The sequence below is a fragment of the Pseudomonas corni genome, from assembly GCF_057128765.1.
The window spans coordinates 194,881-220,055 of record NZ_JBSKHW010000007.1; the positions used below are offsets into that span (position 1 = coordinate 194,881).

General features: G+C 57.0%; 22 protein-coding genes and 5 pseudogenes. All 27 read right to left on the reverse strand.

The window, feature by feature from the left end; genetic code table 11:
• Window positions 1-183: 183 nt before the first annotated feature.
• Window positions 184-1,602 (reverse strand): efflux transporter outer membrane subunit, encoded by a 1,419-nt coding sequence (locus ACWKV9_RS13355; protein WP_483836587.1) that lies wholly within the window; start codon window positions 1,600-1,602, stop codon window positions 184-186.
• A complete protein-coding gene (locus tag ACWKV9_RS13360; protein WP_483836588.1) occupies window positions 1,602-4,793 on the reverse strand; it encodes an efflux RND transporter permease subunit in 3,192 nt (1,063 codons plus the stop codon). Before ACWKV9_RS13360 ends, ACWKV9_RS13355 begins: the two co-directional genes overlap by 1 nt.
• Before the next feature lie 12 nt (window positions 4,794-4,805).
• Window positions 4,806-6,050, reverse strand: a pseudogene (locus ACWKV9_RS13365) (efflux RND transporter periplasmic adaptor subunit).
• A gap of 193 nt (window positions 6,051-6,243) precedes the next feature.
• Window positions 6,244-7,179, reverse strand: coding sequence for a GlxA family transcriptional regulator (locus ACWKV9_RS13370; RefSeq protein ID WP_483836589.1), 936 nt, complete (start codon window positions 7,177-7,179; stop codon window positions 6,244-6,246).
• Window positions 7,180-7,253: 74 nt separating this feature from the next.
• Entirely contained in the window at window positions 7,254-7,541 is a 288-nt protein-coding gene (locus ACWKV9_RS13375) for a helix-turn-helix domain-containing protein (RefSeq protein WP_483836590.1), read from the reverse strand.
• Between the two features lie 155 nt (window positions 7,542-7,696).
• Entirely contained in the window at window positions 7,697-8,674 is a 978-nt protein-coding gene (locus ACWKV9_RS13380) for a nitrilase-related carbon-nitrogen hydrolase (protein WP_483836591.1), read from the reverse strand.
• Between the two features lie 211 nt (window positions 8,675-8,885).
• A complete protein-coding gene (locus ACWKV9_RS13385) occupies window positions 8,886-9,467 on the reverse strand; it encodes a Rossmann-fold NAD(P)-binding domain-containing protein (protein ID WP_483836592.1) in 582 nt (193 codons plus the stop codon).
• 331 nt (window positions 9,468-9,798) lie between these two features.
• Window positions 9,799-10,302 carry a DUF1993 domain-containing protein gene (locus ACWKV9_RS13390; protein WP_483836593.1) on the reverse strand — a complete coding sequence of 168 codons (504 nt, stop codon included), beginning with the start codon at window positions 10,300-10,302 and terminating at the stop codon, window positions 9,799-9,801.
• 152 nt (window positions 10,303-10,454) lie between these two features.
• Window positions 10,455-10,973, reverse strand: coding sequence for a carboxymuconolactone decarboxylase family protein (locus ACWKV9_RS13395; protein WP_483836594.1), 519 nt, complete (start codon window positions 10,971-10,973; stop codon window positions 10,455-10,457).
• Between the two features lie 92 nt (window positions 10,974-11,065).
• On the reverse strand, window positions 11,066-12,052 hold the full coding sequence (locus ACWKV9_RS13400; protein WP_483836595.1) for a nitrilase-related carbon-nitrogen hydrolase: 987 nt from the start codon (window positions 12,050-12,052) through the stop codon (window positions 11,066-11,068).
• A gap of 215 nt (window positions 12,053-12,267) precedes the next feature.
• Window positions 12,268-12,870 (reverse strand): annotated as a pseudogene (locus ACWKV9_RS13405) (acyl-CoA dehydrogenase family protein); the annotation flags it as partial.
• Window positions 12,871-12,960: 90 nt separating this feature from the next.
• Window positions 12,961-13,248: a hypothetical protein gene (locus ACWKV9_RS13410; RefSeq protein ID WP_483836596.1), complete on the reverse strand. Its 288-nt coding sequence runs from the start codon at window positions 13,246-13,248 to the stop codon at window positions 12,961-12,963.
• Window positions 13,249-13,303: 55 nt separating this feature from the next.
• A pseudogene (locus ACWKV9_RS13415) lies at window positions 13,304-13,692 on the reverse strand (DUF4113 domain-containing protein); the annotation flags it as partial.
• Between the two features lie 259 nt (window positions 13,693-13,951).
• Window positions 13,952-14,032, reverse strand: a pseudogene (locus tag ACWKV9_RS13420) (hypothetical protein); the annotation flags it as partial.
• A 150-nt stretch (window positions 14,033-14,182) separates the two neighbouring features.
• Window positions 14,183-14,548, reverse strand: coding sequence for an avidin-fold protein (locus ACWKV9_RS13425; RefSeq protein ID WP_483836597.1), 366 nt, complete (start codon window positions 14,546-14,548; stop codon window positions 14,183-14,185).
• A gap of 505 nt (window positions 14,549-15,053) precedes the next feature.
• Window positions 15,054-15,890, reverse strand: coding sequence for a transporter substrate-binding domain-containing protein (locus ACWKV9_RS13430; protein WP_483836598.1), 837 nt, complete (start codon window positions 15,888-15,890; stop codon window positions 15,054-15,056).
• Window positions 15,887-16,648, reverse strand: coding sequence for an amino acid ABC transporter ATP-binding protein (locus ACWKV9_RS13435; RefSeq protein ID WP_483836599.1), 762 nt, complete (start codon window positions 16,646-16,648; stop codon window positions 15,887-15,889). The genes ACWKV9_RS13430 and ACWKV9_RS13435 overlap by 4 nt, the downstream gene beginning before the upstream one ends.
• Complete coding sequence (locus ACWKV9_RS13440) at window positions 16,645-17,304, reverse strand: amino acid ABC transporter permease (RefSeq protein ID WP_349797238.1); 660 nt, start codon at window positions 17,302-17,304, stop codon at window positions 16,645-16,647. Before ACWKV9_RS13440 ends, ACWKV9_RS13435 begins: the two co-directional genes overlap by 4 nt.
• Entirely contained in the window at window positions 17,285-17,950 is a 666-nt protein-coding gene (locus ACWKV9_RS13445; RefSeq protein WP_483836600.1) for an amino acid ABC transporter permease, read from the reverse strand. The genes ACWKV9_RS13440 and ACWKV9_RS13445 overlap by 20 nt, the downstream gene beginning before the upstream one ends.
• A 1-nt stretch (window position 17,951) precedes the next feature.
• Window positions 17,952-18,071, reverse strand: a pseudogene (locus tag ACWKV9_RS13450) (homocysteine S-methyltransferase family protein); the annotation flags it as partial.
• A gap of 500 nt (window positions 18,072-18,571) precedes the next feature.
• Window positions 18,572-18,973 (reverse strand): ExbD/TolR family protein, encoded by a 402-nt coding sequence (locus ACWKV9_RS13455; RefSeq protein WP_483836601.1) that lies wholly within the window; start codon window positions 18,971-18,973, stop codon window positions 18,572-18,574.
• A 1-nt stretch (window position 18,974) separates the two neighbouring features.
• Window positions 18,975-19,694, reverse strand: coding sequence for a MotA/TolQ/ExbB proton channel family protein (locus ACWKV9_RS13460; RefSeq protein WP_483836602.1), 720 nt, complete (start codon window positions 19,692-19,694; stop codon window positions 18,975-18,977).
• Between the two features lie 84 nt (window positions 19,695-19,778).
• Window positions 19,779-20,600 carry an energy transducer TonB gene (locus ACWKV9_RS13465; protein WP_483836603.1) on the reverse strand — a complete coding sequence of 274 codons (822 nt, stop codon included), beginning with the start codon at window positions 20,598-20,600 and terminating at the stop codon, window positions 19,779-19,781.
• 106 nt (window positions 20,601-20,706) lie between these two features.
• Window positions 20,707-21,774, reverse strand: a complete 1,068-nt coding sequence (locus tag ACWKV9_RS13470) for an ABC transporter substrate-binding protein (RefSeq protein ID WP_483836604.1) — start codon at window positions 21,772-21,774, stop codon at window positions 20,707-20,709.
• Between the two features lie 61 nt (window positions 21,775-21,835).
• A complete protein-coding gene (locus ACWKV9_RS13475; RefSeq protein ID WP_483836605.1) occupies window positions 21,836-22,258 on the reverse strand; it encodes a 2Fe-2S iron-sulfur cluster-binding protein in 423 nt (140 codons plus the stop codon).
• 25 nt (window positions 22,259-22,283) lie between these two features.
• Complete coding sequence (locus tag ACWKV9_RS13480; protein WP_483836606.1) at window positions 22,284-24,008, reverse strand: FAD-dependent oxidoreductase; 1,725 nt, start codon at window positions 24,006-24,008, stop codon at window positions 22,284-22,286.
• A complete protein-coding gene (locus ACWKV9_RS13485) occupies window positions 24,001-24,993 on the reverse strand; it encodes an ABC transporter substrate-binding protein (protein ID WP_483836607.1) in 993 nt (330 codons plus the stop codon). The genes ACWKV9_RS13480 and ACWKV9_RS13485 overlap by 8 nt, the downstream gene beginning before the upstream one ends.
• Between the last annotated feature and the right edge of the window lie 182 nt (window positions 24,994-25,175).

A 25,175-nucleotide genomic window follows, 5' to 3' on the forward strand; every position in this document is an offset into this window, starting at 1 on the left:
GCGGCTGCTGCTCCTGCTTTGAGTGTAAATTGCTTCAGTCATCATCAATCTTGATTCCCGCCTAGTGGTCCACTACGTGCCAGATCATGTCTTCGGGTGCCACCTGGTACCCTCTTTCAAGACTGTTTGAATATAAAAAATCCCTGGTCAATAGCCCCAGGGATTCGCATCAGACCATCTACATCAACCGTTAGGCTTTTTGGCACCCGCCTGACTGACCCACCCTCCTCCCAGCGCCTTGTAGATCGCCACGATCGAGCGGTACTGATCGGTCTCACCAGCGGCTTGAGAATCCTCGGCGCTCAGGCGTTCACGCTCGGCATCGAGGAGCACCAGGTAGTCAGCAGTCCCTTCCTTGTACTGCAAAGCTGCGAGGCCTGCGGCCGCCCGGCTCGACTCACTCTGCTTGATCAACGATACCAAGCGTTGCTGACGCTTGCTGTAATCGCTGAAGGCGTTTGAGGATTCTTCCAAGGCCAGCAGCACATGCTGCTCGTATCCATTCAGAGCGCCATCGGCGTCGGCCTTCGCGCCGCGTATCTGCGCACGCACGCTGCCTAGATCAAATGCTGCCCACGTAATACTTGGGCCAAGGCCCCAAGCTTGTGCTGCACCAGAGCCAATCTGCGAACCGCGAGCTGCTGTGAAGCCAAGAAAACCGCTCAAACTCACACGCGGGAACAGATCCGCCGTGGCAACACCAACACTGGCCGTTGCCGCTGCAAGACGTCGATCAGCTGCGATGATGTCTGGACGACGGCGCAACAGTTCACCCAAGTCGCCAATCGGCAATGCTTTGGAGATTGCCGGCAGCGACGCCGGGCTCAAATCCACGCTCATCTGATCAGGGCGCTCGCCCAGCAGGGTCGCAATACGATTGCGCTGGTGCACCTGATCAGCCTGAAGCTGCGGAATGGTCGCCTCGACTGCTGCAAAGCGGGCATCAGCGCGCATGACGTCCAGCTCGTTGCCAATGCCTTCATCGCGGCGACTGACCGTGACAGCCCTTGAGTCAGTCTGGTTCTTCAAGTTATCGCGGGCGATCTTCTCGCGCAGTTGCGCTCCACGCAGCTGACCGTAGGCATCAGCCAGCTCTGCGATCATGCTGACGCGCAACTGATAGAAATCAGCGGCGGCGGCATCTTGCTGAGCTTCGCTGGCTTCCAGCTCCCGAGAGATACGACCAAACAGGTCGATCTCCCATGCCATATCCAAGCCCAGATCGTAACGTTCGATATTGACTCGATGGTCCGAACTGCCAGGCACTTGGGCCCGACCAATCTCACTGCTCGCACGGCTGGTGACTACCGGCAGGGCATCATTGCTGATGTCATCACGAATGGCGCGAGCCGACTTCCAACGAGCGAAAGCAACTTTCAGATCGCGGTTACCTTCGAGCGACTTGCTGACTAGCTTGTTCAAGGTCGGATCATCGAATTGCTGCCACCACACGCTTTCAAAATGGCTGCGGTCGTAGCTACCGGCAGCTTCCAACGTGAGCTGTGCCGGCGGAGTATCAGGAGCCTTGTAGTCAGGCCCCACGGTGCACGCTGCCAATGCCATAAGCAGCAGACCTGGCGCAAAAAATTTAAAGGCTCTCATCAGTGCGTCTCCTGCGAAACGCCATGTTTGGCTGCGAACTTCGCTGCTTTACGAGCTTCACTGCGTTCCACATAACGACGGATCAGAACAAAGAATACCGGCGTCAGCAGCAATCCGAAGAACGTTACTCCCAACATCCCTGAGAACACGGTCACACCCATGGCGTGGCGCATTTCGGAACCAGCGCCGGTTGAAGTCACCAGTGGAACCACACCCATGATGAACGCGAACGACGTCATCAGGATCGGCCGCAGACGCATGCGGCAAGCTTCCAGCACAGCATCCAGCGGGCTCATGCCTTCATCCTGTTTGTCCTTCGCAAACTCAACGATCAGGATCGCGTTTTTACACGCAAGCCCTACCAGAACAATCAAGCCAATCTGGGTGAAAATGTTGTTGTCACTGCCCGCGATAATCACGCCGGCGATAGCCGACAGCAAAGTCATCGGCACGATCAGGATCACCGCCAGCGGCAAGCTCCAGCTTTCGTAAAGTGCTGCTAATACCAGGAATGCCAAAAGCACACACAGAGGGAACACAAGCAGAGCGGTATTGCCGGACAGAATCTGCTGGTAGGTCAGGTCAGTCCACTCGTAGGTCATACCGTGCGGCAGCTCTTCAGCAAGCAATTTCTCCATCGCTGCTTGCGCTTGACCAGAGCTGTAGCCCGGCGCTGGGCCACCGTTGATTTCTGCGGTGATGAAGCCGTTGTAGTGCATGACGCGATCCGGCCCCGAGACATCGGTGACCTTCACAAAAGTTGCCAGCGGAATCATCTCACCCTGGTTATTACGCACCTTCAGTTGACCGATTTGATCACCTGTCTGGCGGAACTTCTGCTCTGCCTGAACGTTGACCTGATAGGTGCGACCAAAGCGGTTGAAGTCGTTGGCATACAGCGACCCCAAGTAGATCTGCAAGGTGTCGAAAATATCGCTGACGGCCACGCCATGGGTCTTGGCTTTTTCACGGTCGATGGCTGCATCCACTTGCGGCACGTTAACGGTGTAGCTGGTGAACAAGCCTGCCAGCGCGGGGATGGATTGGCTCTTGGTGATGATGTTCTGCGTTTCTTTGTAAAGCTCTTCGTAACCCAGGTTGCCACGGTCTTCAACTTGCAGACGAAAGCCGCCGATTGTCCCTAAACCCAGTACCGGCGGCGGTGGGAAAATGGCCATCCTTGCATCCTGAATTGCACCAAACTTGGCATTCACCGCGGCAGCAATCGCGCCGGCAGACTGGCCAGGATCTGTACGTTCCTCGAACGGCTTGAGTTTGATGAACAACACACCGCTGTTTGGACTGTTAGTAAACCCATTGATCGAAAGGCCAGGGAACGCCACAGCGTTTTCAGCACCTGGCTGAGTAAGGGCAATCTCTCCCATGCGCTTGATGACGCTTTCAGTACGATCGAGGCTAGCTGCGTCCGGCAACTGCGCAAAAGCCACCAGATACTGCTTGTCTTGTACGGGAACGAAGCCAGTTGGTGTGGTGGAGAAACCTGCCCAAGTCAATACGATCAAACCTGCGTACACAAACAGCGCAATACCGCTGCCGCGAATGACACGAGCGATGGTGCCGACATAGCCCTGGCTGGCTCGTTCGAATAGACGGTTGAATGGACGGAAAAGCCAGCCTCCAAACAGTTTGTCCAGCACCTTGGAGAAGCGATCCTTCGGTGCGTCATGGCCCCTCAGCAGCAGCGCTGCAAGCGCTGGAGAAAGTGTCAACGAGTTGAAAGCGGAGATGATGGTCGAGATCGCAATGGTCAGTGCAAACTGCTTGTAAAACTGCCCCGTCAGACCCGAAATGAATGCGGCAGGAACGAACACCGCACAGAGCACCAAGGCTGTTGCGATGATGGGTCCTGTCACCTCTCCCATGGCCTTTTTGGTGGCATCGACCGGGTTCAGCCCCAATTCGATATTTCGCTCAACGTTCTCCACCACCACGATCGCATCATCGACCACAATCCCGATGGCGAGCACCAATCCGAAAAGCGACAACGCGTTGAGTGAGAAGCCAAACAGGTGCATGACGGCAAAGGTACCGATAAGCGATACCGGCACAGCTACGAGCGGAATGATCGACGCGCGCCAGGTCTGGAGGAACAGGATCACCACCAGCACAACCAGGATCAGCGCTTCAAAAAGTGTATGTACAACAGCCTCGATAGAGCTACGTACGAAAACAGTTGGGTCGTAGACGATGCTGTAATCCATTCCCTCGGGGAAACTCTTTTTCAGCTCCTCCATTTTTGCACGGACAAGATTGGATACTTCAATCGCGTTGGAGCCCGGCCGCTGGAAGATTGGCAGTGCAACTGCCTCCTCGTTATGCAGGCGTGCTCTCAATGCATATTGAGTGGAGCCCAGTTCTATCCTTGCGATGTCCCGCAGACGAGTTATCTCACCGTTCGCACTGGAACGAATAACGATGTTCTGGAACTCTTCCTCGCTCACCAGACGCCCTTGAGCGTTGATGGACATCTGGAAACTGTTGTCGCTTGGCGATGGGGGCGAACCTAATTGGCCAGCTGCAACCTGACGGTTCTGGTCACGAATTGCATTGATCACATCGGTAGCAGTCAGGTTACGAGAAGCGGTTTTATTCGGGTCGAGCCAAACGCGTAGCGAGTACTCGCCCAAACCCCAGATTTGCGCATCACCGACACCTTTCAGACGAGACAATTCGTCCTTCACGTTGAGGGTCGCGTAGTTAGACAGATACAGCATGTCGTAGCGATGGTCGGGTGAAATCAGGTGAATGAACAGCGTCAGCTCTGGAGAGGCTTTGTCGACGGTAATACCAATACGCGTTACCTCCTCCGGCAACTTCGGCTCAGTACGTGTCACCCGGTTTTGCACCTGCACCTGGGCGTTATCCAGGTCGGTACCCAATGCAAAGGTGATGGTCAGAGTCAGCTTGCCATCGGCGGTCGACTGCGATGACATGTAAAGCATGTTCTCCACGCCAGTGATTGCCTGCTCCAGCGGAGCAGCTACCGTTTCTCCGATGACTTTAGGGTTGGCACCCGGGAAGCTGGCTCGTACCACAACGGTTGGGGGAACGACGTCCGGGTATTCGCTGATCGGCAACTGGAACAGCGAGATGGCACCGGCAATCAGAATCAGTAGCGAGAGAACGGCGGCGAAGATTGGCCGCTTGATAAAGAACTGAGAAAATTTCATCACCACTCTCCATTAGCCGCGGGCGGATGAACCGCTGGCCGTTTTCGCGACTGTTGCGGTGATCTGTTTAGGTGGGTTGCTCGCCTCAAGGGCTTTCAACTGTTCCGCCAGTGCAGCCAAGGTTTCCTGGCTAGCCATCGGTGAGTCTTGTGCGTCGACCAGTGCGCCTGGGCGAACGCGCTGCAATCCGTTCACGACGATTCGGTCGTCCTTGGCCAGGCCACTGCGCACGATGCGCAGGCCTTCAATTTTTGGCCCCAGCTCGACGCTGCGATAAACCGCTTTGCTGTCCTGATCCAGGACGAGCACGAACTTCTTGCCCAGGTCCGTGCCTACGGCCTCATCCTTGATCAGGACTGCCGAATAAGTACCGCTACCTACCAACTTCAATCGGGCGTAAAGGCCAGGGGTGTATTCACCCTTGCTGTTATCGAATACAGCGCGACCACGGATTGTGCCGGTGCGAGGGTTGACCTGGTTGTCCACGAAGTTCATCTGGCCCAGATGCTGGTTTCCGTCTTCGTCAGAGAGGCCCATGTACACCGGCGTGGTCTGGCTGCGTTTGCCGTCGCGAGACAACTGACCGTACTTGAGGAACACACGCTCATCCGCATCGAAGTATGCGTAAACCTTGTCGGTAGAAACGACGCTGGTGAGGTAGGTGTCATTGGCTGTCACGATGTTGCCGGCGGTGATTTCCGCGCGGCTGACGCGACCAGTGATCGGTGCGGTAACGTGGGTAAAGCTCAGGTTAAGGCGAGCAAGATCCAGCTGTGCTTGAACAGCTGCCACCGCAGCGCGGCTCTCTTGGGCCGTGGTATTGCGGGACTCTGCAATCTCAGCGGAAATAGCGTTATTGGTACGCAGGCGTTCGCCACGCTGTGCTTCAGCATCAGTGCGCACCACGGTGGCCTTCACCTGTTGAAGCTGTGCTTCCAGGCGATGCACCTCCGCATCGAACGGACGTGGGTCGATCTGGAACAGCAGATCGCCCTTCTTCACCAGTTGTCCATCGACAAAGGCAACCGAGTCGATCTGCCCGGTGACGCGCGGCCGGATCTGAACGGTCTCTGGCGCTTCAAGGCGCGCGGTGACTTCGTCCCACTCGTTCACCGGTTGCTCCAGCACTGCGGCAACGGTGACTTTCGGAGCGGCGGCGGCGGGAGCGGCAGCATTAGGGGATTAACCACAAGCAGCCAAGACCGCTAGTGATAGCGCAGCTAGTGGATAACGTAACTTGCTCAAGGAATGCTTCATGGTCATATTCGCCAGATAATAAAATGCTTCACTGCCAGAAACTGACAGCACGTTTGATTTCAAATAAGTAAAAGCGAAAACTTATTACGAGCGCATAACGCTAAGTACCGCACCCATCTAATAGCTTCATAGGAATCCATTTGATCAGTGCGGCTTTAACAACTCAAAAACTAACTAACCTACTTTGAACTGGTCACGACACCCGGCTTGCACGGCGGATGGTAAGCGGCGGATGCCCGAATGCTCTTATGAACGCGCGACGCATTCTCTCGCTGTCTCCAAACCCGGCATCTATCGCCACGTTGTCTACCGATATACGCCCCTCTTCCATCATGATTCGCGCAGCTTCAACCCTGAGGTTTTCAATAGCCTTTGCGGGTGACTGTCCAGTCTCAGTTTGAAAAACCCGACTGAACTGGCGAGGACTCAGATTCGCAATATCTGCAAGACTATTGACGGATAAATCAGTCTTTAAATTTTCTTTGGCATAAACCAGCGCTGCATGGATGCGATCAGACTGCGGCTCTAGATCCTGCATGACTGAGAACTGCGACTGTCCACCTGCGCGTCGATGGTAGATAACCAATTGCTTCGCGACTAAGCGTGCAACCTCAATACCCAAGTCTTTTTCGACCAGCGCTAGCGCCAGGTCTACACAAGCACTCATACCCGCGGACGTCCAGACCTTCCCGTCGTTGATGAAAATCCGATCTTCCTCGACCTTGATGTTTGGATAAGCCCGTTGAAAATCGCGTGCACGGTACCAATGGGTGGTTGCACGTCGCCCGTCAAGAAGGCCCGCCTCCGCTAGAACGTATGCACCGGTGCAGATAGAGCCGATACGGCGCGTCGTAGCATCAGCCTGCTTCACAAACTCCACCAGTGCAGGCGTGGTTCGAGTAACGGTGTTGTCTCCCATGACGATCAAAGTATCGAATTGATGAGTGTTCAAAGGCTCAGTTTGCACACCAAATCCCGCTGAGGCTGTTACAACGCCACCCGTCTCTGAGAGTAAACTGATCTGATAAACGCCTCGTCCAACAACCGCGTTAGCCAGCTCAAAGGCCGTGCTCATCGACAATCCTAGAACCTGAAAATCTGGGTATAAAATCAAACCGATATGTTGCATTTCGAAATACCGTCAGTAAGGCACTCCCAACGACGGGCGAGCCAAAAATAAATGAGTTAGCAGAAGTCCAACAATCACAACACTTTCCAATCAATTACATCCTGAATGGTGCTCATTGCTGGTAACAACAACTCCGCAATCCTTCGAGCTTTTGGTGTAGGCCGAACACCTTTAGGCCCGGCACTTACAAAGAGTTGGTCCTCGAAGTGGCTCCTTAGCCGCACCAGCGAACCGCTGATGGCGGGTTGCTGAACGTAAAGACATGCTGCGGCTTTCGAGAAGCTACGCTCTCTGTAGACAACCATAAACACCAGAAACAGATTGAGATTTGTTCCGATAAACTTACGCTCGTCAATATTCATTATAAAAAACCGCCAACTAAAAGCTGCTGACACGAGCGACATCTATCACAGCGATCCAGATCGTCGTATCACTAATATTTGGTTTCAAGCCAACCACTGGGCATGGATCTCACTCTCGGCAATTAACAGAAGTGAGACCCGGCAGCCCGCACGGCTTACTTAGAGCTTGTGTTTTCAGTTGACTCGCGGGATTCAACAACTGGACGGTCGTTGCGCTCGTGAACGTGACGGTGAGCAGTGCGATCGATGTTCAGACTCAACAGTTCCGGACGGCTGTAGTGACCGCGCGAATCCATCTGGCGCTTCCGAATTTCGATCTGGAACAGGTCGATATCGACGATGACTTCGCCTTCGCCTTCAGTGAGCTCGCCCAAGACTTCGCCCTGTGGGTCGATGATCGCGGTGTAGCAGCCACCCGAAATCGGGCCAATGTCACAGCCGGTGTCAGCGATGATCTGTGCTTGCTGCTCTGGGTACAGCCAGGCGGTGGAGTTGACCACGAAGCAAGCCGATTCCAGGGCGTGCATGCGGATGCTCACTTCCATCTGACGGGTGAACAGGTCACCCGCGAACGAACCTGGGTACATAGACGCGTGAATCTGCTCGCCGTCTTCGATCAGCGCATAGCGGATCAGCGGGTTGTAGTGCTCCCAGCAAGCCAATTGGCCAATGCGACCGACCTTACTATCAACGGCTCGCAGGCCAGATGCGTCGCCCATGCCCCAGATCATGCGTTCGTGGTAGGTAGGGTTGAGCTTGCGGCGCGCCTGGATCAGAGTGCCGTCGGCATCAAACAGCAGCTGTGTGTTGTACAAGGTGCTGCCATCGCGCTCATTGACGCCAATGGAAACGACCATGTTAGCGGCCTTGGCAGCCTTGCCGATTTCATCGGTGGTCGCCGATGGCACAACGACCGCGTTCTCTAGCAATTTGTAGTGCTCGCGGCCCATTTCGAACGGGGTCTGCACGAACGAAAAGTAGGGATAGTACGGAACGATGGTTTCCGGAAAAACTGCGAACTCAACGCCCTTTTCACCGAGTTCTTTGATCTTGTCGACGATCTTGGCCACGGTACCTTCACGGCTGTAAAGCACCGGGGCGATCTGAACGGCTGCTGCTTTGACAATGGTCATATCTAGTTCCTCACTGATGGGGGGTTGGTGATTCAGTGAGGTTGAGATTACAGACGAAATTCTATGACGGTATGTCGAAGCTCCCTCCTTTTCGGTCATCTTGGTCCTAAGGGGACGCCGATCCGGGCTAAATTTTTTGCTGAAACTCCCTCGCCCCCTATTGTCCGGTAATCAGCTCCAACCATATGATTAATATCGAAATATCATCAAATCAATTCAAGAGACTGCGGTGCTTGATCACATACTCTTCCATAGTCATGAGCGGTCGACCGATGATCGAGGAGCCAGTGCTGTCCAATCCACGCAGGAGACCTTCTCGCTGGTCAATCATTACTGACTTGAGATGATCTCGTCGTTCCACATGGCCTGGAATTCCTAGCAATGCGAGGAAGTCATCCACGCTGACGTTTTCAAATTTCAGCTCTTTACCCAATGTCTTGCCAATTAATGCGGCAAGCTCGGTATGGCTGTACTCGACAGGCCCGTGGATGGGGTAAGTCATGCCGCCGTGCAGCCGAGGGTTTAAAAGAATTCCTGCGATAATAGCTCCAATGTCACTGCTAGCGATCGGCGCAAAGCGGCTGTCCCCGTCAAACGGAGTAACGTAGCGACCTTCACGGATTAAATGGGAAATGTAGAGAATCCACTCGGCAAAAAACGTCACCCTCAAATGAATCGAAGTGATTCCGGATTGATTGAACATCTGCTCGGTGAGCCAACGTTTCAGCGTCGCCAAACTCCGCGCATGTGGGCGCGACTGTTTATGCGACATATTTACAATCAGTTCGAGCACGTTTTCTCTCGCCGAGGGCTTATGCCGTAAGTCGTCCGTTGGCACCACGATGTGGATTACGCTAAGTTTCGACGTCGTAGACGATTTGGGGTGGCAGACCTGGTGCTTTCAAAACTCGTGCTTGATCATTATCAACTATGGAAAATCTACGTCGCGCAGGACGATAAGCGCGCGCAACGGATGACTTTGGCAAGCTAACGGGTACCCAACGAATAAGTTCTGAGGCGTTCATCAAAAAGCACGTGGCAGCATTTCAACCTAGCGCCTTCATTTATGTGAGTTAGGGGATTCAGCTTCGCGGTTGAGTGCCCTTTAAACCAGTCACCCGTCCTCAGTTGTCAAAGACGCCGAGATAATCCATCTTGCCCAACGGCACGCCCTTATGGCGCAAAATATCGTATGCCGTGGTGAGGTGGAAGTAGAAATTGGGCAAAGCAAATTGAGTTAAAAATTCAAGTGTCGAGAATTTCAGTACCCCCTGCTTCAGGACGATCGTGATCTCGGCGTTGGCGTTTGCTTCGAACTGCTCGGCCGTTAGCGAATTCAAGAAGTCTATGGTTTTTGTGATCCGAAGCCTCAGGTCCGATAACGTTTCTTCGTTATCCTCAAAGCGGGGTGCACCTGCTCCGCTAAGGCGTGCAGCACAGGATTTGGCCATGTCGCTGGCGACCTGGATTTGCCCAGCAAGGGTAAACATATCAGGAGCTAAACGTGCCGAAATCAAACCAGAAATATCGGCGTCGGACGCGGCGAATACTTCGGCTTTATCCAGCCACTTAAGCATGTTGTTGAAGCCCTTCAGGAAAAGAGGTACAGACAAGTCGTAAATGTTCATGGGGTCACTTCCGGGCATGTGGGCAGATAACACCAGCGTCTGTAGACCCATCGCCTGCGAATTCATAGGCATGGGCGCAAGAAAGGCATAGTTGAAAGCCCGTGATCGAGACGGTCGTGGCGCCTCAATCACAGTTTTTGTGCCGTTGTCGCCTACATTTTTACTGGCGGAAAATCCAGAGTGGTCTGCGCCACATTGTTCAACAGGTTGGTAAAGGTCAACAGAGTGACTTGAGTAATGACGTCCACAATCGCCGCATCGGACAGACCATCTGCACGGGCCGTAGCAAGTACTCCATCGCTCACCTGGCCGCGGGTTGCAGTAACTTCCCGAGCAAGCTTCGCATATGCATTAAGGCTGCCATCGCGAGCGGCATGGACTTGCTCAGGCGTCAGGCCTACTTTGCCACCCATCATGGAGTGGACGGCGGTACAGTACTCACAGGCGTTGAACTGCGAGGTGGCCAATGCCACAACCTCACGTTGCTGAGCGGTCAGCGAACTGGCTTCGTTGGCTTGATTGAATTGCAAATAGGTATTCAACGACGCAGGCGAGTGAGCCAGTACTTTGAATACGTTCGGCACCATGCCAAATGCCTTTTTCACACCATCAAGCATCGGGCGAGAGGCCTCTGGGGTTTTTTCATCGGTAAGCACTTCAATACGTGACATACATGTAACTCCTATGGGGTTGGCAATGGCATCGAAACAGCTCCTCGATAAAAACTTCCCGAAGGGCCGTCGCGACAAAGGTGTAATAAGGGTTAGGCCTCAGAGGCTGATTTGTTGTCAGCCAATTTCGCGGCTTCCGCTACTTTTGGATGCGAATTACGCTCGTGAACGTGACGGTGAGCAGTGCGGTCGATGTTCAGGCTCAACAGTTCCGGACGGCTGTAGTGACCGCGCGAATCCATCTGGCGCTTCCGAATTTCGATCTGGAACAGGTCGATATCGACGATGACTTCGCCTTCGCCTTCAGTGAGCTCGCCCAAGACTTCGCCCTGTGGGTCGATGATCGCGGTGTAGCAGCCACCCGAAATCGGGCCAATGTCACAGCCGGTGTCAGCGATGATCTGTGCTTGCTGCTCTGGGTACAGCCAGGCGGTGGAGTTGACCACGAAGCAAGCCGATTCCAGGGCGTGCATGCGGATGCTCACTTCCATCTGACGGGTGAACAGGTCACCCGCGAACGAACCTGGGTACATAGACGCGTGAATCTGCTCGCCGTCTTCGATCAGCGCATAGCGGATCAGCGGGTTGTAGTGCTCCCAGCAAGCCAATTGGCCAATGCGACCGACCTTACTATCAACGGCTCGCAGGCCAGATGCGTCGCCCATGCCCCAGATCATGCGTTCGTGGTAGGTAGGGTTGAGCTTGCGGCGCGCCTGGATCAGAGTGCCGTCGGCATCAAACAGCAGCTGTGTGTTGTACAAGGTGCTGCCATCGCGCTCATTGACGCCAATGGAAACGACCATGTTAGCGGCCTTGGCAGCCTTGCCGATTTCATCGGTGGTCGCCGATGGCACAACGACCGCGTTCTCTAGCAATTTGTAGTGCTCGCGGCCCATTTCGAACGGGGTCTGCACGAACGAAAAGTAGGGATAGTACGGAACGATGGTTTCCGGAAAAACTGCGAACTCAACGCCCTTTTCACCGAGTTCTTTGATCTTGTCGACGATCTTGGCCACGGTACCTTCACGGCTGTAAAGCACCGGGGCGATCTGAACGGCTGCTGCTTTGACAATGGTCATATCTAGTTCCTCACTGATGGGGGGTTGGTGATTCAGTGAGGTTGAGATTACAGACGAAATTCTATGACGGTATGTCGAAGCTCCCTCCTTTTCGGTCATCTTGAGTTTCTACGACATTTCTGAATCCGAAAATTGACACCGACCACTCCCCCGCCTACGGGAAGTGATTTGTCCAACGGGTAGTCGGTCGTCAACGGTTGTTATCCGGTAACACCTCAAAGCGTGCGGCCGATAATTTCCTTCATGATTTCCGACGTGCCGCCATAAATCCGCGCTACACGGGCATCGACCCAGGCTCGGCTGATCTTGTACTCGCTCATGAAACCGTAGCCGCCGTGCAGCTGCAGAAACTCGTCCAGCAGCTTGCCTTGCATCTCGGAGCCCAGCAGTTTGGCCATTGCAGCGATTTCCGGGGTCAGCTCGCCGCGCATGACTTTGTCCAGGCAATCATCGACAAATACTCGCAGCATGGTCGCCTGGGCTTTGGCTTCAGCCAGCTTGAAACGGGTGTTCTGAAAATCCAGGACCGGCTTGCCGAACACTTTGCGCTCGCGTGTGTAGGCGATGGTTTCTTCGAGCAGCGTGTCGATGGACTGCGCTGCACGGATCGCGATAATCAGGCGCTCCCAGGCCAGTTGGTGGGTGAGGTATTTGAAACCCATGCCCTCCTCGCCCAACCGGTTGTCCACCGGGACGCGGACCTGATCGAAGAACAGCTCAGAGGTGTCCTGGCCCTTGAGGCCGATCTTTTCCAGCAACCGGCCCTTGGAGAATCCGGGGGTCTGTTCTTCAACGCAGATTAGTGTCAGCTCTTTGGCGCAGCGGCATCACCATAGGCATTGCCAATACTCGCGGGCCGCAGACGGTAGCGCCCCTTGTGCAGGAATTCGGCAAGACGGTCATACCCGTCACCCTTCAGGAGGCTTCGAAAGCCGACATATCTTGCTGGCGCTTCCATTCTGGTCGCACCTTGATGTCGCCAAAGCATCGCTTATCAGGTTAGCGATCATGTTCAGCCGCTTTTCTCCCTGCTGGAAAGTCTGGATCATCGGAAGTACCGCCTGCGCGTCAGGTGAGTTTCCAGCAGCTTCAAGGCGGTCGGCGATTCGAGCGAGCTCAACCGCTGACCACTTCAAGTCAGAGCTGATGCCCTGCAAGTCGCGCCGCGTTTGAGCGCTAGTGTCTGTTGCCATCATTTGTTCATGCCTCCTGCGACAAAAACGATCTTTCGCCATTCTGATGATGGTTTTTCTATTTGCAGTACACAGTCCATAGCTCATCCATCCGTGTGGTAAAGCTGGGGCTTTTCATTTCCCGCCGCATTCCCCAATCAGGATTCGTCGGCACGCTCGCCACCCTCAGCGTTCCCCTGCCCCACTTGGCGTTGATTTCGTCCAGAACGTCCATGACCTTCTCGGCCGCATCGGGCTGCGAAACGGTGAATAGATCCTCGGTGTACTCATTGCGCTGACAGAGATTGAGCAGAAGGACCTCCGCTTTGCTGTAGTTAAAGGCGGGTCGAAAAACTTGATCGACAGCTTCCACAGCGACTTTTGTCATCAAACGCACGTCGTCAGTTGGATATGGCAGATCCACCAGGACGCCATTCGCATATTTGCTTCTTCAGGGTTAAACATCCCCATGGGCAGGTCGTCGATCTGGATCGATTGAGTGGGCATGTTCGTCTCCAATTGTTGTTATTGACGGAGAAATGAAATCGTTGCGTTTGCCATCTTCTGCAGGAGATTTCTCGTCGTGCAGACGCCGCGCCGTTGCGCATCGAACGGGGTCCGTGGGAGGGAGCTTGCTCGCGAAGAACTTAAGACGCCGGCTGAGTCAGGTTACCGGCGTAATCGTTGACGTCCATCGCGCGCCAGATAGCTCTTGCAGAGGGCGCTGTTACAAACCGCCCATCAACAGGTATTTGATTTCCAGGTAGTCATCCAGCCCGTACTTCGAGCCTTCTCGACCCAAGCCCGATTCCTGTTGCGGAATTTGGAGTCGCTTTGCAGATTCGGTAGCCGAAAAGCTGCGCAAACTCTTACGACAGGATCTGACGCCGGGAAACGGCAGCTAGCGGCCAATAACTGCCTGTTGTGGACAGCTGCCTTGGACTGTGGATCCGACCGGCTAGACGATCAGCTCGACGTAGCTCGATTCCCCACCTCCAGATGAGCCGGACAACCAACCCCATACGAAGCTCAAAGTAGTACGTCCGTCGGGGTCAATACCTACCGGACCGCGAGACCAGCCCGCAAGAATCTGACCGTCCATGGTCAAGCAGTGATAAAGAAGCTCGATGGTATCGGGCCCTGTTACACGTCCGACTTGATGACCCATGCGGATGCGGCCGCCTTGGTAAGTGCCCCAAACGGCATCATCCTCGACCTGGTAATGGAAGACGGTACCGGCGCTGGATAGACCGTGGGTGTTGTCCGCTACGGTGAATCGGCGATTGTTCAAACGCTCGTTGATTGGCGAACAAGGAATTTCCATGAATGTTGTGTCCTTCGCTCTATATTCGGTAACTGCGGATCGCTACATCGAGACCATTCCTTTAGCTCCGCTCTCGGCTTTCTGCAAGACTCGTTCGGGCATCCAACACGTCGTACGAGCGCAGTAGAAAGAAGGACAGCAATAATCCGGCAGACCTACTGCCCCGAAAGATAACCATGTCTCAACAGGACTTCGATTTAACACCAGCCAGCTTCCGACGTAGTACCCCGCACTGCCTCCCAGTTCTCCCGCCGCGTTCAATACGCCCAAGCAAGCGCCTTGACTCCCTTCTGGTGCAAGCGATGCAGTCATCGTTTCAAACACAGGAAGCAGGATACGGCTATCTGAACCGAAGATGCCTGAATGGAAATGTTGTCGCGATGCGTGGCGCGCTCCGGACAAGCCGTCATGAAAACGGCCTGCCGACAATGGCGCCGTTGAAAGCGCCATTACCGACAGGCCGTTTTGTCACGCGTCCTGGGACGGGATCAAACGCTAATACCGATTACGGCTTCCAGGCGCCACCCTCAACAATCACTGCCGCAGGATCGGTGCCTTCAGCCAGTTGGCTACGCACGTACTGGTCGTAGAGCTTGAGCAGGTATTTCTCCTGACCTAGGGTCTCCAGCTCGGTGTTCACCCAGTCACGCAGTTCGGTATTGCCCTTTTTGACTGCCGGAGCAATCGGCGCTTCGTCGCCCAGTTTCTGCGCCAGCACGCGGTAGCCCGGGTTCTGTTTCGCCCAGCTGAACAGCACTAGGTTGTCTTGGGCGTAGGCATCGCCACGACCGTTGGCCAGCGCTTGGAGCGACTCGGAGTTCTTCTCGAACTTGAGCAGCTTCCAGTCCGGGTGATTCTTGGTCAGCCAGATATCAGCGGTAGTGCCGGTGGTGACGATGGTGGTTTTTTTCGCCAGGTCGTCGAGGCTTTTCACGTCGCTCTTTTCAGGCACCAGCGCCTGCACGGCGACGCGCAGGTTCGGGTGAGTGAAGTCGACTACCTGAGCACGCTCCGGGGTCACGGTCATGTTGGCCAGGATCAGGTCGACCTTGTCGCTTTGCAGGAACGGGATGCGGCTTGCCGGTTCGACAACGACGAACTCGATTTTCTTCTCGTCGCCCAGCAGGTCCTTGGCGAAACGACGACCCAGGTCAGTGTCGAAGCCGACGTAGTCACCTTTTTCATTGACGAAACCAAATGGAGGCTTATCGCTGAAGACCCCGACGATCAGCTTGTCACGGGCCTTGATTTTGTCCAGGTAGCCTTCGGCATGGGCGGCGGCAGTGCCGGCCAGCAATCCGAGGGCAAGCAGAGGTAGAACGAGGGCAGATTTAAACGTCACGATGCTTTCCTTTTTGGCATGTTTTCTACGTAGGAGAACTTCTCCAGGAACTGCTGCGCGCGTGCGGTCTGCGGGGAGCTGAAGAATGTTTCAGGGTCGCTCTGTTCGGCGATTCGGCCGCCGTCCATGAACAGGATTCGATCCGCCACCGCACGGGCAAAGGCCATTTCGTGGGTAACGATCAAGAGGGTCATGCCAGTGCGCGCCAGATCCAGAATGACTTCCAGCACCTCCTTGACCATTTCCGGGTCAAGGGCGGCAGTGACTTCGTCGAACAGCATGACTTTGGGGTTCATGCATAACGAACGAACAATGGCGATGCGTTGCTGCTGGCCGCCGGAGAGTTCGCGGGGATACGCGTCGCGTTTGTCCAGTAGGCCGACCCGCGTCAGCAGCGCTTCGGCCTGCAACAGCGCATCGGCGCGGGAGCGCTTCTGCACGCTCACTGGCCCTAGCAGAATGTTGTCCAGCACGGTCATGTGCGGGAACAGGTGATAGCTCTGAAAGACCATTCCGATTTGCTGGCGAATCAGGCGCCAGTCGGCATTGGCCGGTAGCTCGCGACCGGCAAAACGGTAATGCCCGGCCTGCCCCAGCTCTAGCCCGTTGAGGCAGCGCAGCAAGGTACTTTTGCCGCAGCCGCTGGGGCCAAGAATAACCACCACTTCGCCCTCGCGGACACTCAGGTCGACGTCCAGCAAGACCGGCACCGAGCCGAAGCTCTTGCTGAAACCGGACAGTTCTATCAATGCGCTCATGAATGATTCCAACGCCGCTCAAGCACCCGCGACGCCGCCGATAGCGGGTAGCAGGCAAGAAAGAAAAACACAAACAGGAAGCCGTAGATCAATACCGACTCGTAGGTCCGTTCGATGATTTGCTGGCCGATCTTGATCACGTCGACCACGCCGATCAGCACCGCCAGCGAGCTGGTTTTGATCAGCCGGGTGAAGACGTTGATCATGGGCGGCGTCATCCGCCGCAACGCCTGGGGCAGCAACACGCGACTGTAGAGCTGCACCAGCCCCAGACCGATTGAAAGACCCGCCTCGCGCTGGCCACGGGGTATCGAACGCAAAGCGCCACGCACGACTTCGCCGGTTTCGCTGGCGCCCCACAGCGACAGCACCAGCACCGCGCACCAGAAACCCGGAATGCTCCAGCCGAAGAAAATCGGCAGACCGAAAAAGAACAGGTACAGCCAGACCAGCACCGGGATCGCCCTGAACAACTCCAGGTACACCAGCAGCACCCAGTCGATCCAGCGGATCCCCAGATTGCGCAACACGCCGTAGATCAGACCGCCGACGCTGCTGAACGCAATCGCCAGCAAGGAGATGCCTAACGTGCGACCGATGCCCTGCGCCAGTTGCGGCGCCGACACCCATAACAACTCAAGACCCGAACTGGCCATGCTGGAGCCTCCTTTCCACTACCCGCAGCAGCAACGACAGAGGCACGAACAGCAGGACGCACAGCGCCGTCATGACCGTGAGCATCTCGTAGGTCTTGTAATAGAGAGCGATGTAACTCTTGGTGGTGTAGAGAATTTCCGGCACCGCCACAGCCGATACAATCGTGGTTTCCTTGAGCAGGAACACGAAGTTGGCGAACAGCGCCGGCAGGCTGAGAATCCCGGCCTGAGGCAGGATCACGTGACGCAGCAGCTGCCAGCGCGACAAGCCAATCGACAGCCCCGACTCGATCTGCGATTTGGGCACGGCCTCGATCCCGGCACGCAGGATCTCGGTCAGGTACGCGCCGCCTAGAAAGGTCATGGCGATAATCGCCGATGCGAACCCGGAGATCCTGATGCCTAGCACAGGCAGCGCGAAGTAGATGAAAAACAGCTGAATCAACAGCGGCGTGTTGCGTGCCAGCTCAACGTAGACACGCACCAGCGGTTGCAGGAACGGAACGCGAAACGTCGCAATCGCTGCGTTGATCAGCGCCACGCACAGCGAGGCGGCGATCGCGATCAGACCAACCTGCAGCGTGACGCCGACTGCAACGAGGAACGCTGGTAGCGTGGACAAGGCGAAATCAACATCGAAATTCATGTCATCCGTTGCCTTGCGACAGCGTGGCGTTGGCGGCTGGTAGAAGGTCGCGGTGTAGCCGGGCGATGTGCTCGGGACCGATGCCGCAGCAGCCGCCGACGATGCTCGCGCCCTGCTCTACCGCCTGAGGGACGTTTCGGGGTTGAGGTGAAATGGCTGTGGACACGATGACTCCTGACAAATTGCTGTAACGCCCGACAAAAGATCGCAACGTCAGCATTGGTTCATCAGCAGTGATTGCAGGCTTTATGCCACTCGGCAAAAGCCGCTGAAACGCGCCTGGCGGCAGCACAAACTTCTCGTAACTGTTTGTTTTTAATGAAAGCTGCTAACCCGGTGTTGCTCCAGCAACAGTGAAGTCCGTGAGCTGGCCGATCGGTGATCGGCCAGGCCGTCACCGAGTTTCATGCTGTCCACCAGAACTCATTGGTTCTGCCATCGTTTTTTCGATGAGAACCTGTCACTCAACAAAGTTGTCGCCGTCGTGCTTATTGTGTTGGGACTGGCTGTTGATCTGTACGGGCAACGTATTCCGCGACGGCTTTCAGGGCGCACTTTGCAGTCACAGTGAATCGGGCACCACAGCGTTCGGGCGCCCACACACAGGACCATTGGCCCAGTTTACTTGGCGGTCACTACCGACAATTTGGTAATCCCCGCCCGCTCGATCGAGGCCATGGCCCTGGCGACTTCGCCGTAGTTCACGCCGTTGTCGGCCTGCAATTGCACGCGTACGTCGGCGTTTTTGTCTTTGGCAGCCTTGAGGTTGGTTTCCAGCAGATCAGGCTGTACTTCGTCCTTGTTGATGAACAACTTGCCCTTGTCGTCGATGCTCACCACCAGCGGGTCTTTTTGCTCCAGCGGCGCGACCGCTTCGGTCTTGGGCAGGTTGATCGGGATTGAGTTGGTCAGCAGCGGCGCGGTGACGATAAACACCACGAGCAGCACCAGCATCACGTCCACCAGCGGCGTGACGTTGATTTCACTCATGACTTCGTCGCTGTCCTGGGTCGAGAAAGCCATATCAGGATGCCTCCTTCACTTTCTGGCCGGTCGCGGCGGTTTTGTTCAGCACCGGGTGCAGCAGCACGCGGAACGAACTCTTCTGCGCCAGGCTGTAGAAGTCGTGGGCGAAGTCATCCAGATCAGCGGCGGTGAGTTTCAGGCGACGCAAAAAGTAGTTGTAAACCAGCACCGCCGGGACCGCGACGGCGATACCGACACCGGTCGCGACCAGTGCTGCACCGATCGGCCCAGCCACGGTTTCAAGGCTTGCGGAACCTGCCGCGCTGATGCCCTTGAGCGCCGACATGATCCCCCACACCGTGCCGAACAAACCAATGAACGGCGAGGTGCTGCCGATACTGGCGAGGATCGCCAGGCCGGTTTCCAGCGAGCGGCGTTCGCGCACGATCTGCTGACGCAGAGAACGCTCAAGGCGATCCTGATGATTGATCGACTGGCTCAAATCGTTGGCATGCGTACCGTCCGGCACTTGAATCGCGGCATATCCGGCCAGCGCCACACGAGCTGCCGCACCCGGTTTGCTTTGGGCGAGCTCGGCGGCGGAATCAAGGCTCGAAGCGGCCCAGAACTGCTTATGAAAACGCCGATCCTGCGTCTTCAGGCGGGTGAACTGCACGCCCTTGAGCAGGGCCAGGCCCCAGGTCGCGACGGAGAAAACAATCAGCAGCCAGATGACCGCGTGTTCGATGGAATCAAAGGGGGAAGCGATGAGGTTCATGTGAGCTCTCCAACAGGGCGTCAAAATGTTTTGGAGCGATGCGCCTTTTGTCAGGTGGCCCGCGGTGTATCGATAGGTTGAGCATTACTGGATCTTGAAATCGATCGGCACGCTGACCCAGCCATCAATCGGGTTATTACCCTGTTTGGCCGGGGCGAAACTCCAGCGCTTGACCGCCGCCAATGCAGCGTCATCGAGCTGTTCATGGCCGCTGCTCTTCTGGACCTGCACCTCGCCGGGTTTGCCACTGGCCAGCACATGCACCCGCAGCAATACCGTCCCTTCCCAATTGCGGCGCATCGCCAGCGCCGGGTATTCCGGGGCCGGGTTGTGCAGGTAACCGGCGTTGGCCGAAGCGGGTGTCACGGGCGACGGTGCAGGAGGTGCGGGCGCTGCCGGAGCGGCCACCGGTTGCGGCGCAACGGGCGGCGCCGGCGGTTGTTCGACCGGTTTGGCGACAGGCTTGGGCACCGGTTTCACGACGGGTTTGGGTTTGGGCTTGGGAATCGGCTTGGGCGGTGGCGGTTTGGTCGCCAGTTCGTCCTCCACGGGCGGCGGGGGCTCGACCACTGGCTCGGGGGTCGGCTCAGGCGGTGGCGGTGGCGGTTCCACCACCGGCACTACGGGCGGCGCGGGCTGCGAAAACTCGATGGTCATCGGAGGAATTTCCGGCGGCACGATGGGCAATGCCGGGGTCGGCGAGCTGTTGACCCAGTAGATCACCGCGCCATGCAGCACCAGCGCGAAGACGCCCAACAACACGGCTTCACGACGGCTCAGTACGCCTTTGGGGGTAGTGTGCAAGCGCAAAACCCCAAGCGGCGCATGAAACACCTGGCCGAGATCGAGCAACTCGCCCGGCGTTGGCTGCCAGCGCACCTTAGGTGCGGCCTTGGCGTTATTCATCGAATGCTCCTGCGCAACGTCATATTCAGTATTCAAGTCCCGGCATCGCAACGGGGCTGATCGCCGACACGCCTTTGTGCCAGCGAGCCCCCGCTGCCAGATAACGTCAACGCAACTCGATTTCGTCCTTGATCGCCCACGCCTGTTGCAGTGGGAGCGGATCGATCCAGCTGTCGATGTCGAAGTCCTTGTCGATGAATCCTTCGGCCAGCAGAAAATCCTTTTGCCGACGCAGGCCTTCGACATACACCTCGGACAGCTTGGGTTCGAATGACAAATGCAGCTGACTACCGAACGCCAGCAGAACGCTTTCTTCATCCGTTGCGGTTTCAGCGGCGATGGTGGTCACGACTTCTTGTGGATGCTCGCTGGCCCACTCGTACGTCTTCAATAGCACGGCGAGGTATCGCGCCACGATTTCTGGCGAGTCGATCAGGGTCTGGCGATCCACTGTGATCGGCCGTGGAGAACCGGCGCTCAGGCGCAGCAGCGGATCTTCCTGCTCGTTGATATTGATGATCGGCCGCAAGCCTTGAGCCAGCGCCCGGGCGCTGCCCGCACCTTTGATGAAAATTGCGTCCACAGTCCCTTTGAGCAACGCCAGGGTCGGAATGGCGTGGTGGTCTTCACGGGGTTTCGTGACTTCTTTGAGGTCCCACTCCGGTGCCGCAATATCGACGAACTCGACGTCATCCCGGGACACGCCGCCCAGGTGCAACGCGGTCAACAGCCCGCGCAGACCTTCCGCGCGCCCGACGTCCACCAGATCGCTGGCGGCCTTGCGCACCACGCCGAGCTTGCGACCGCGCAGGTCAGCGACAGTCTTGATATCGCTGTCGCCGCGCACGAACACGAGTTGCTCCTCATCGACCCACGTGATGCCGACCACTACGGTGTCCTGGCCTTGCGCCCGCGCCCAGATCGGCGGCACGTTACCGCCCTCACGGAAGCTGCCCGCCAGACTGTGGCGAAAATGGGATTCACGCACGGCGCGATCCTGTGAGGCACGGATCGAATCCAGGGTAATGCCGTGACGTGCAAACTCGTTTTGCAGCCAGTGTTTGTGCTGAGCGATGCCGGACGTGGTCGGCACTGGGCAGCGGGTGTACCAGATGGTGGTAGGTGCGGTTTCGTTTGAGGTCTGTGATATTTCTTTAAGCAGTGCTTCGGACATGGGGTCACACTCCTGAATGGGTTCGCTTGGCGATAAAAAAAAGGCAAAGCCCGACACGCAGTCAGGTGGTTGTTGGGATAAAGGCAATCGTCGGCGTGCCGGTGTCGCTGGCCGACCGGAAAACAGGGGCCGCAGGCTTTTCCCGGGGCGGCTTGACGCGGACCAGACTCAGCTCGACCACCGTGTCATGTAGCGCAAGCTTGGGCTTGGCCGGTTCGATGCGGATGCCGTCGTGCAGCGGCACGGTGCAGGCGAGTTTGACTTCGCCGTCGATGCGCATCGCACACAGCTTGCACAGCCCGCGCCGGCAGGACAGCGAGTAACCCAGATTCGGTTCGAACACCCGCTGCGCGTATTGCAGCGCGGTGCTGACCGACGCGCCTTCCCAACTATCGATGCCCAGGCCCAAACCTGCCGGGGGCGGCAGTTGCACATCCAGTTGCCGGAATTGGCCTTCGCGGAACAGCGTCAGGTGCATCAGCATTTAAAACTCCTGAAAGAAAAATCGCTCATGGCCGCGCCAGAAAAGGAAAAGCGACTGGCACCGTATGACGTGCCAGCGCACCTGCATTCAGGCTCACCAATGAATGGCTCAATACCCCGCTATGTACGCCTTTGTGGTCGTGGCGTTGGTGCGCGCCGATAGAATGATCGCGCCCGGAAGCGCCGAGCAGCGCCGATTCGATAACGGTAAAAGCAGCCTGACACTCAAGCGCATCGCTCCAGTCACGGTTCCACATGCGGTTCCGGGTGCGACACGCCAATTTCGGCAGCACATCGTTTTTCAGCGTGGCCAGCGTTGTTAGCCCCTCGTCCAGAGCTTGGGCAGTGCGTATCGGACCGAGGGATTTTTCGGCGAGCTGAGACAGCGTTTCCTTGAGCTCGAACGGCGCGATCCCGTGCGTGCGTTCGAAGGGCGAAACGGTGACGGCGAACGCCGCGTCAGCGTTGTCGGCCAGACGATCCTGAGACCTGCGCTGCAATGCATCCAGCGCTGCCGCCTGACCGGCAATCCGCCCTTGCACCAACACCTGCGCCCCGGCGTTGCCGGATAGCCGGTTCGCGCCGTGTAGCCCCCCAGTCACTTCACCGCAGGCGAACAATCCCGGCACACCGGTCCAGGCGCCCGGATCAACGCGCACGCCGCCCAGGGAAAAATGCGCGGCAGGCGCGACTTCGATGGCATAGCCCTGCTTGATGCGCTCCACCAATGGCGTCATATCAAAACCTTCCCACTGCCAACCGGCGCTGATGGAACGCGACGAGGCCGGGAAGTTGTCGATGATGTCGTTGGGCAGGTGTTTCCAGGACAGGTACACGCCGCCATTGGGACTGCCCCGTCCTTCGTAGACTTCAGTGGCGCAGGCCGCCGACACCATGTCGCGGGTTGCCAACTCCATGCGCGCCGGGTCCCAGCGCGCCATGAAGCGTTCGCCGAAGCGATTCATCAGCCAGGCATGTACGCCACTCTGCGGGCCGAGAATCCAGGGGAATTGCAGGCCGCGCCAAATCGCCGGGGCGGCCAGGCAGCACGGCAAAAACTGCATCATCTCCATGTCGATCAGCGTAGCGCCCGCCTCCACCGCCATGCGCTGTCCCTCCCCCGACAATTCCTCGGGCGCGGTGCGCAGGCTCCAGTTGGACGTCGCGCCGCCGGTGGCGAGCACCGTGCTGTGGCCAAACAGGCTTTCAACCACCCCGCTACGCCTATCCAGCCCGAGGACGCCAATCACCGCACCGTCGCGACGCAGCAATTGGGTGGACTGAAAGTCCTCACGAAAGCTGACGCCTGCCTGCACCGCAATCCGCGTCAACGCGCGCTGCATGTCGACACCGCTAATGTGCACGCCTCGCCCACTGCTGTGACCGGGCGCGCGGCGATTGACGGTAAATTTGATACCCCAGTCCACCAGGCGATTCAGCTCCGGACCAATGCCGGTGACCATACTTTCGACCAGGCGCTGATCGTTGAGCCATGAACCAGCGGTGATGGTGTCCTGCAAAAACCGTTCTTCGGTATCGCTGGCGTCGGCCTCAAGCCCCATCGCCCGCAGGCTTTCACCGGCAATCGATACCCCGCCACCGGAGGTAATCGTCGCGCCGCTGCGACCGACCAACCCTTTGTTGACAACCAGCACCGAGGCCCCGGCCTGCCGAGCATGAAACGCCGCCACTAGACCCGCCGCGCCACCGCCCAGCACTATCACGTCCCACGGGGTGGACAACTCAGACATGCAGCCAGCCCTCGACCGAAAAGTCATGATCGATGAAACCTTCTCGCAGCAGGAAGTGCTTGAACGTGTCGATGGCTTCGACACCGGGTGCTTCCAGGGAGGTGCCGAATTTCAGGTGCAGCTCAGGTCCGAAGGCGGCCTCGACGGACTCTTCAGAGACGCCGATTTCCTGTGCGACGAAGCGTCGGGTCTGATCAGGGTTTTGCGCTGCCCATTGCCCGGCTTCACGCACCGACGCCAGCAGTGCCTGCACCAGGTCCGGCCGTTCGCGGGACAGCGTACCGTCCACCGTCAACAAGCGCGGGGTGCCATTGTTGATGCGGATGGCGGCGTCACTGTGATTACCGGTTTCGCTGAGGATGATCGCGCCAAACTGGTGAGCGACGCTCAGGCCTTCCGCGCCCTTGACGAAGAACGCATCGATCTCGCCTTTGATCAGCTGAGTGATCTCTGCGGCATAGGGCAACCGGCGCTTGAGTTCGGCGGGATACCCCGGGGTTAAGGCGGCTAACTGCGGGGCCTGGATAACGATATCGACGAAGGTCACACGCTCACGAGGGATACCCGCCGCCTCGAGCGTCGACAGCAAACCCTTGAGTGACGTCGCACGCTGGAAGTCGATGATGCCGGGCGGTTGTCGAGGCAGACCCAGACGCTTGCCAGCCAGATCCGATGCATCACGCAGCCCTGATGACGGCAAGGTGATCACGGCCTGGAATTCGTCGATCCAGTTGATCCCGACCAGGCGCGTGTCGCGTCCACTGGCGCGGGCATGAATCGGCGGAATGTTGCCGCCCTGGCGAAATGACCAGGGTTGCGAATGATCGAAATGACTGGCCCGGACCTTTTCGTCGGTCGAGCTTTGCAGTGACTGCAGCCCGACCGAATGCCGGGAGAGTGCCGTTTCCAGAAATCCCAACTTCACCGCCAGACCAAGAGGTGTCGGCGTCGGACAGCGGGTGTACCAGAGACTAAGGTCCGTCATGGGTAGGCGCCATTCAATAAAATGAGTGCGTAAACAGTCACGGCAGGTCCCGCTAAAGCGGCCTGAACTGCAACTATCAAACTATTATTAATGGCGGACGTGGTCGCACGACATTGATGAGAGACTTAATAACGTTTCAACTAATAATCCAACGCCCCGCGCGAGGTGCAGCGAGTGTAATG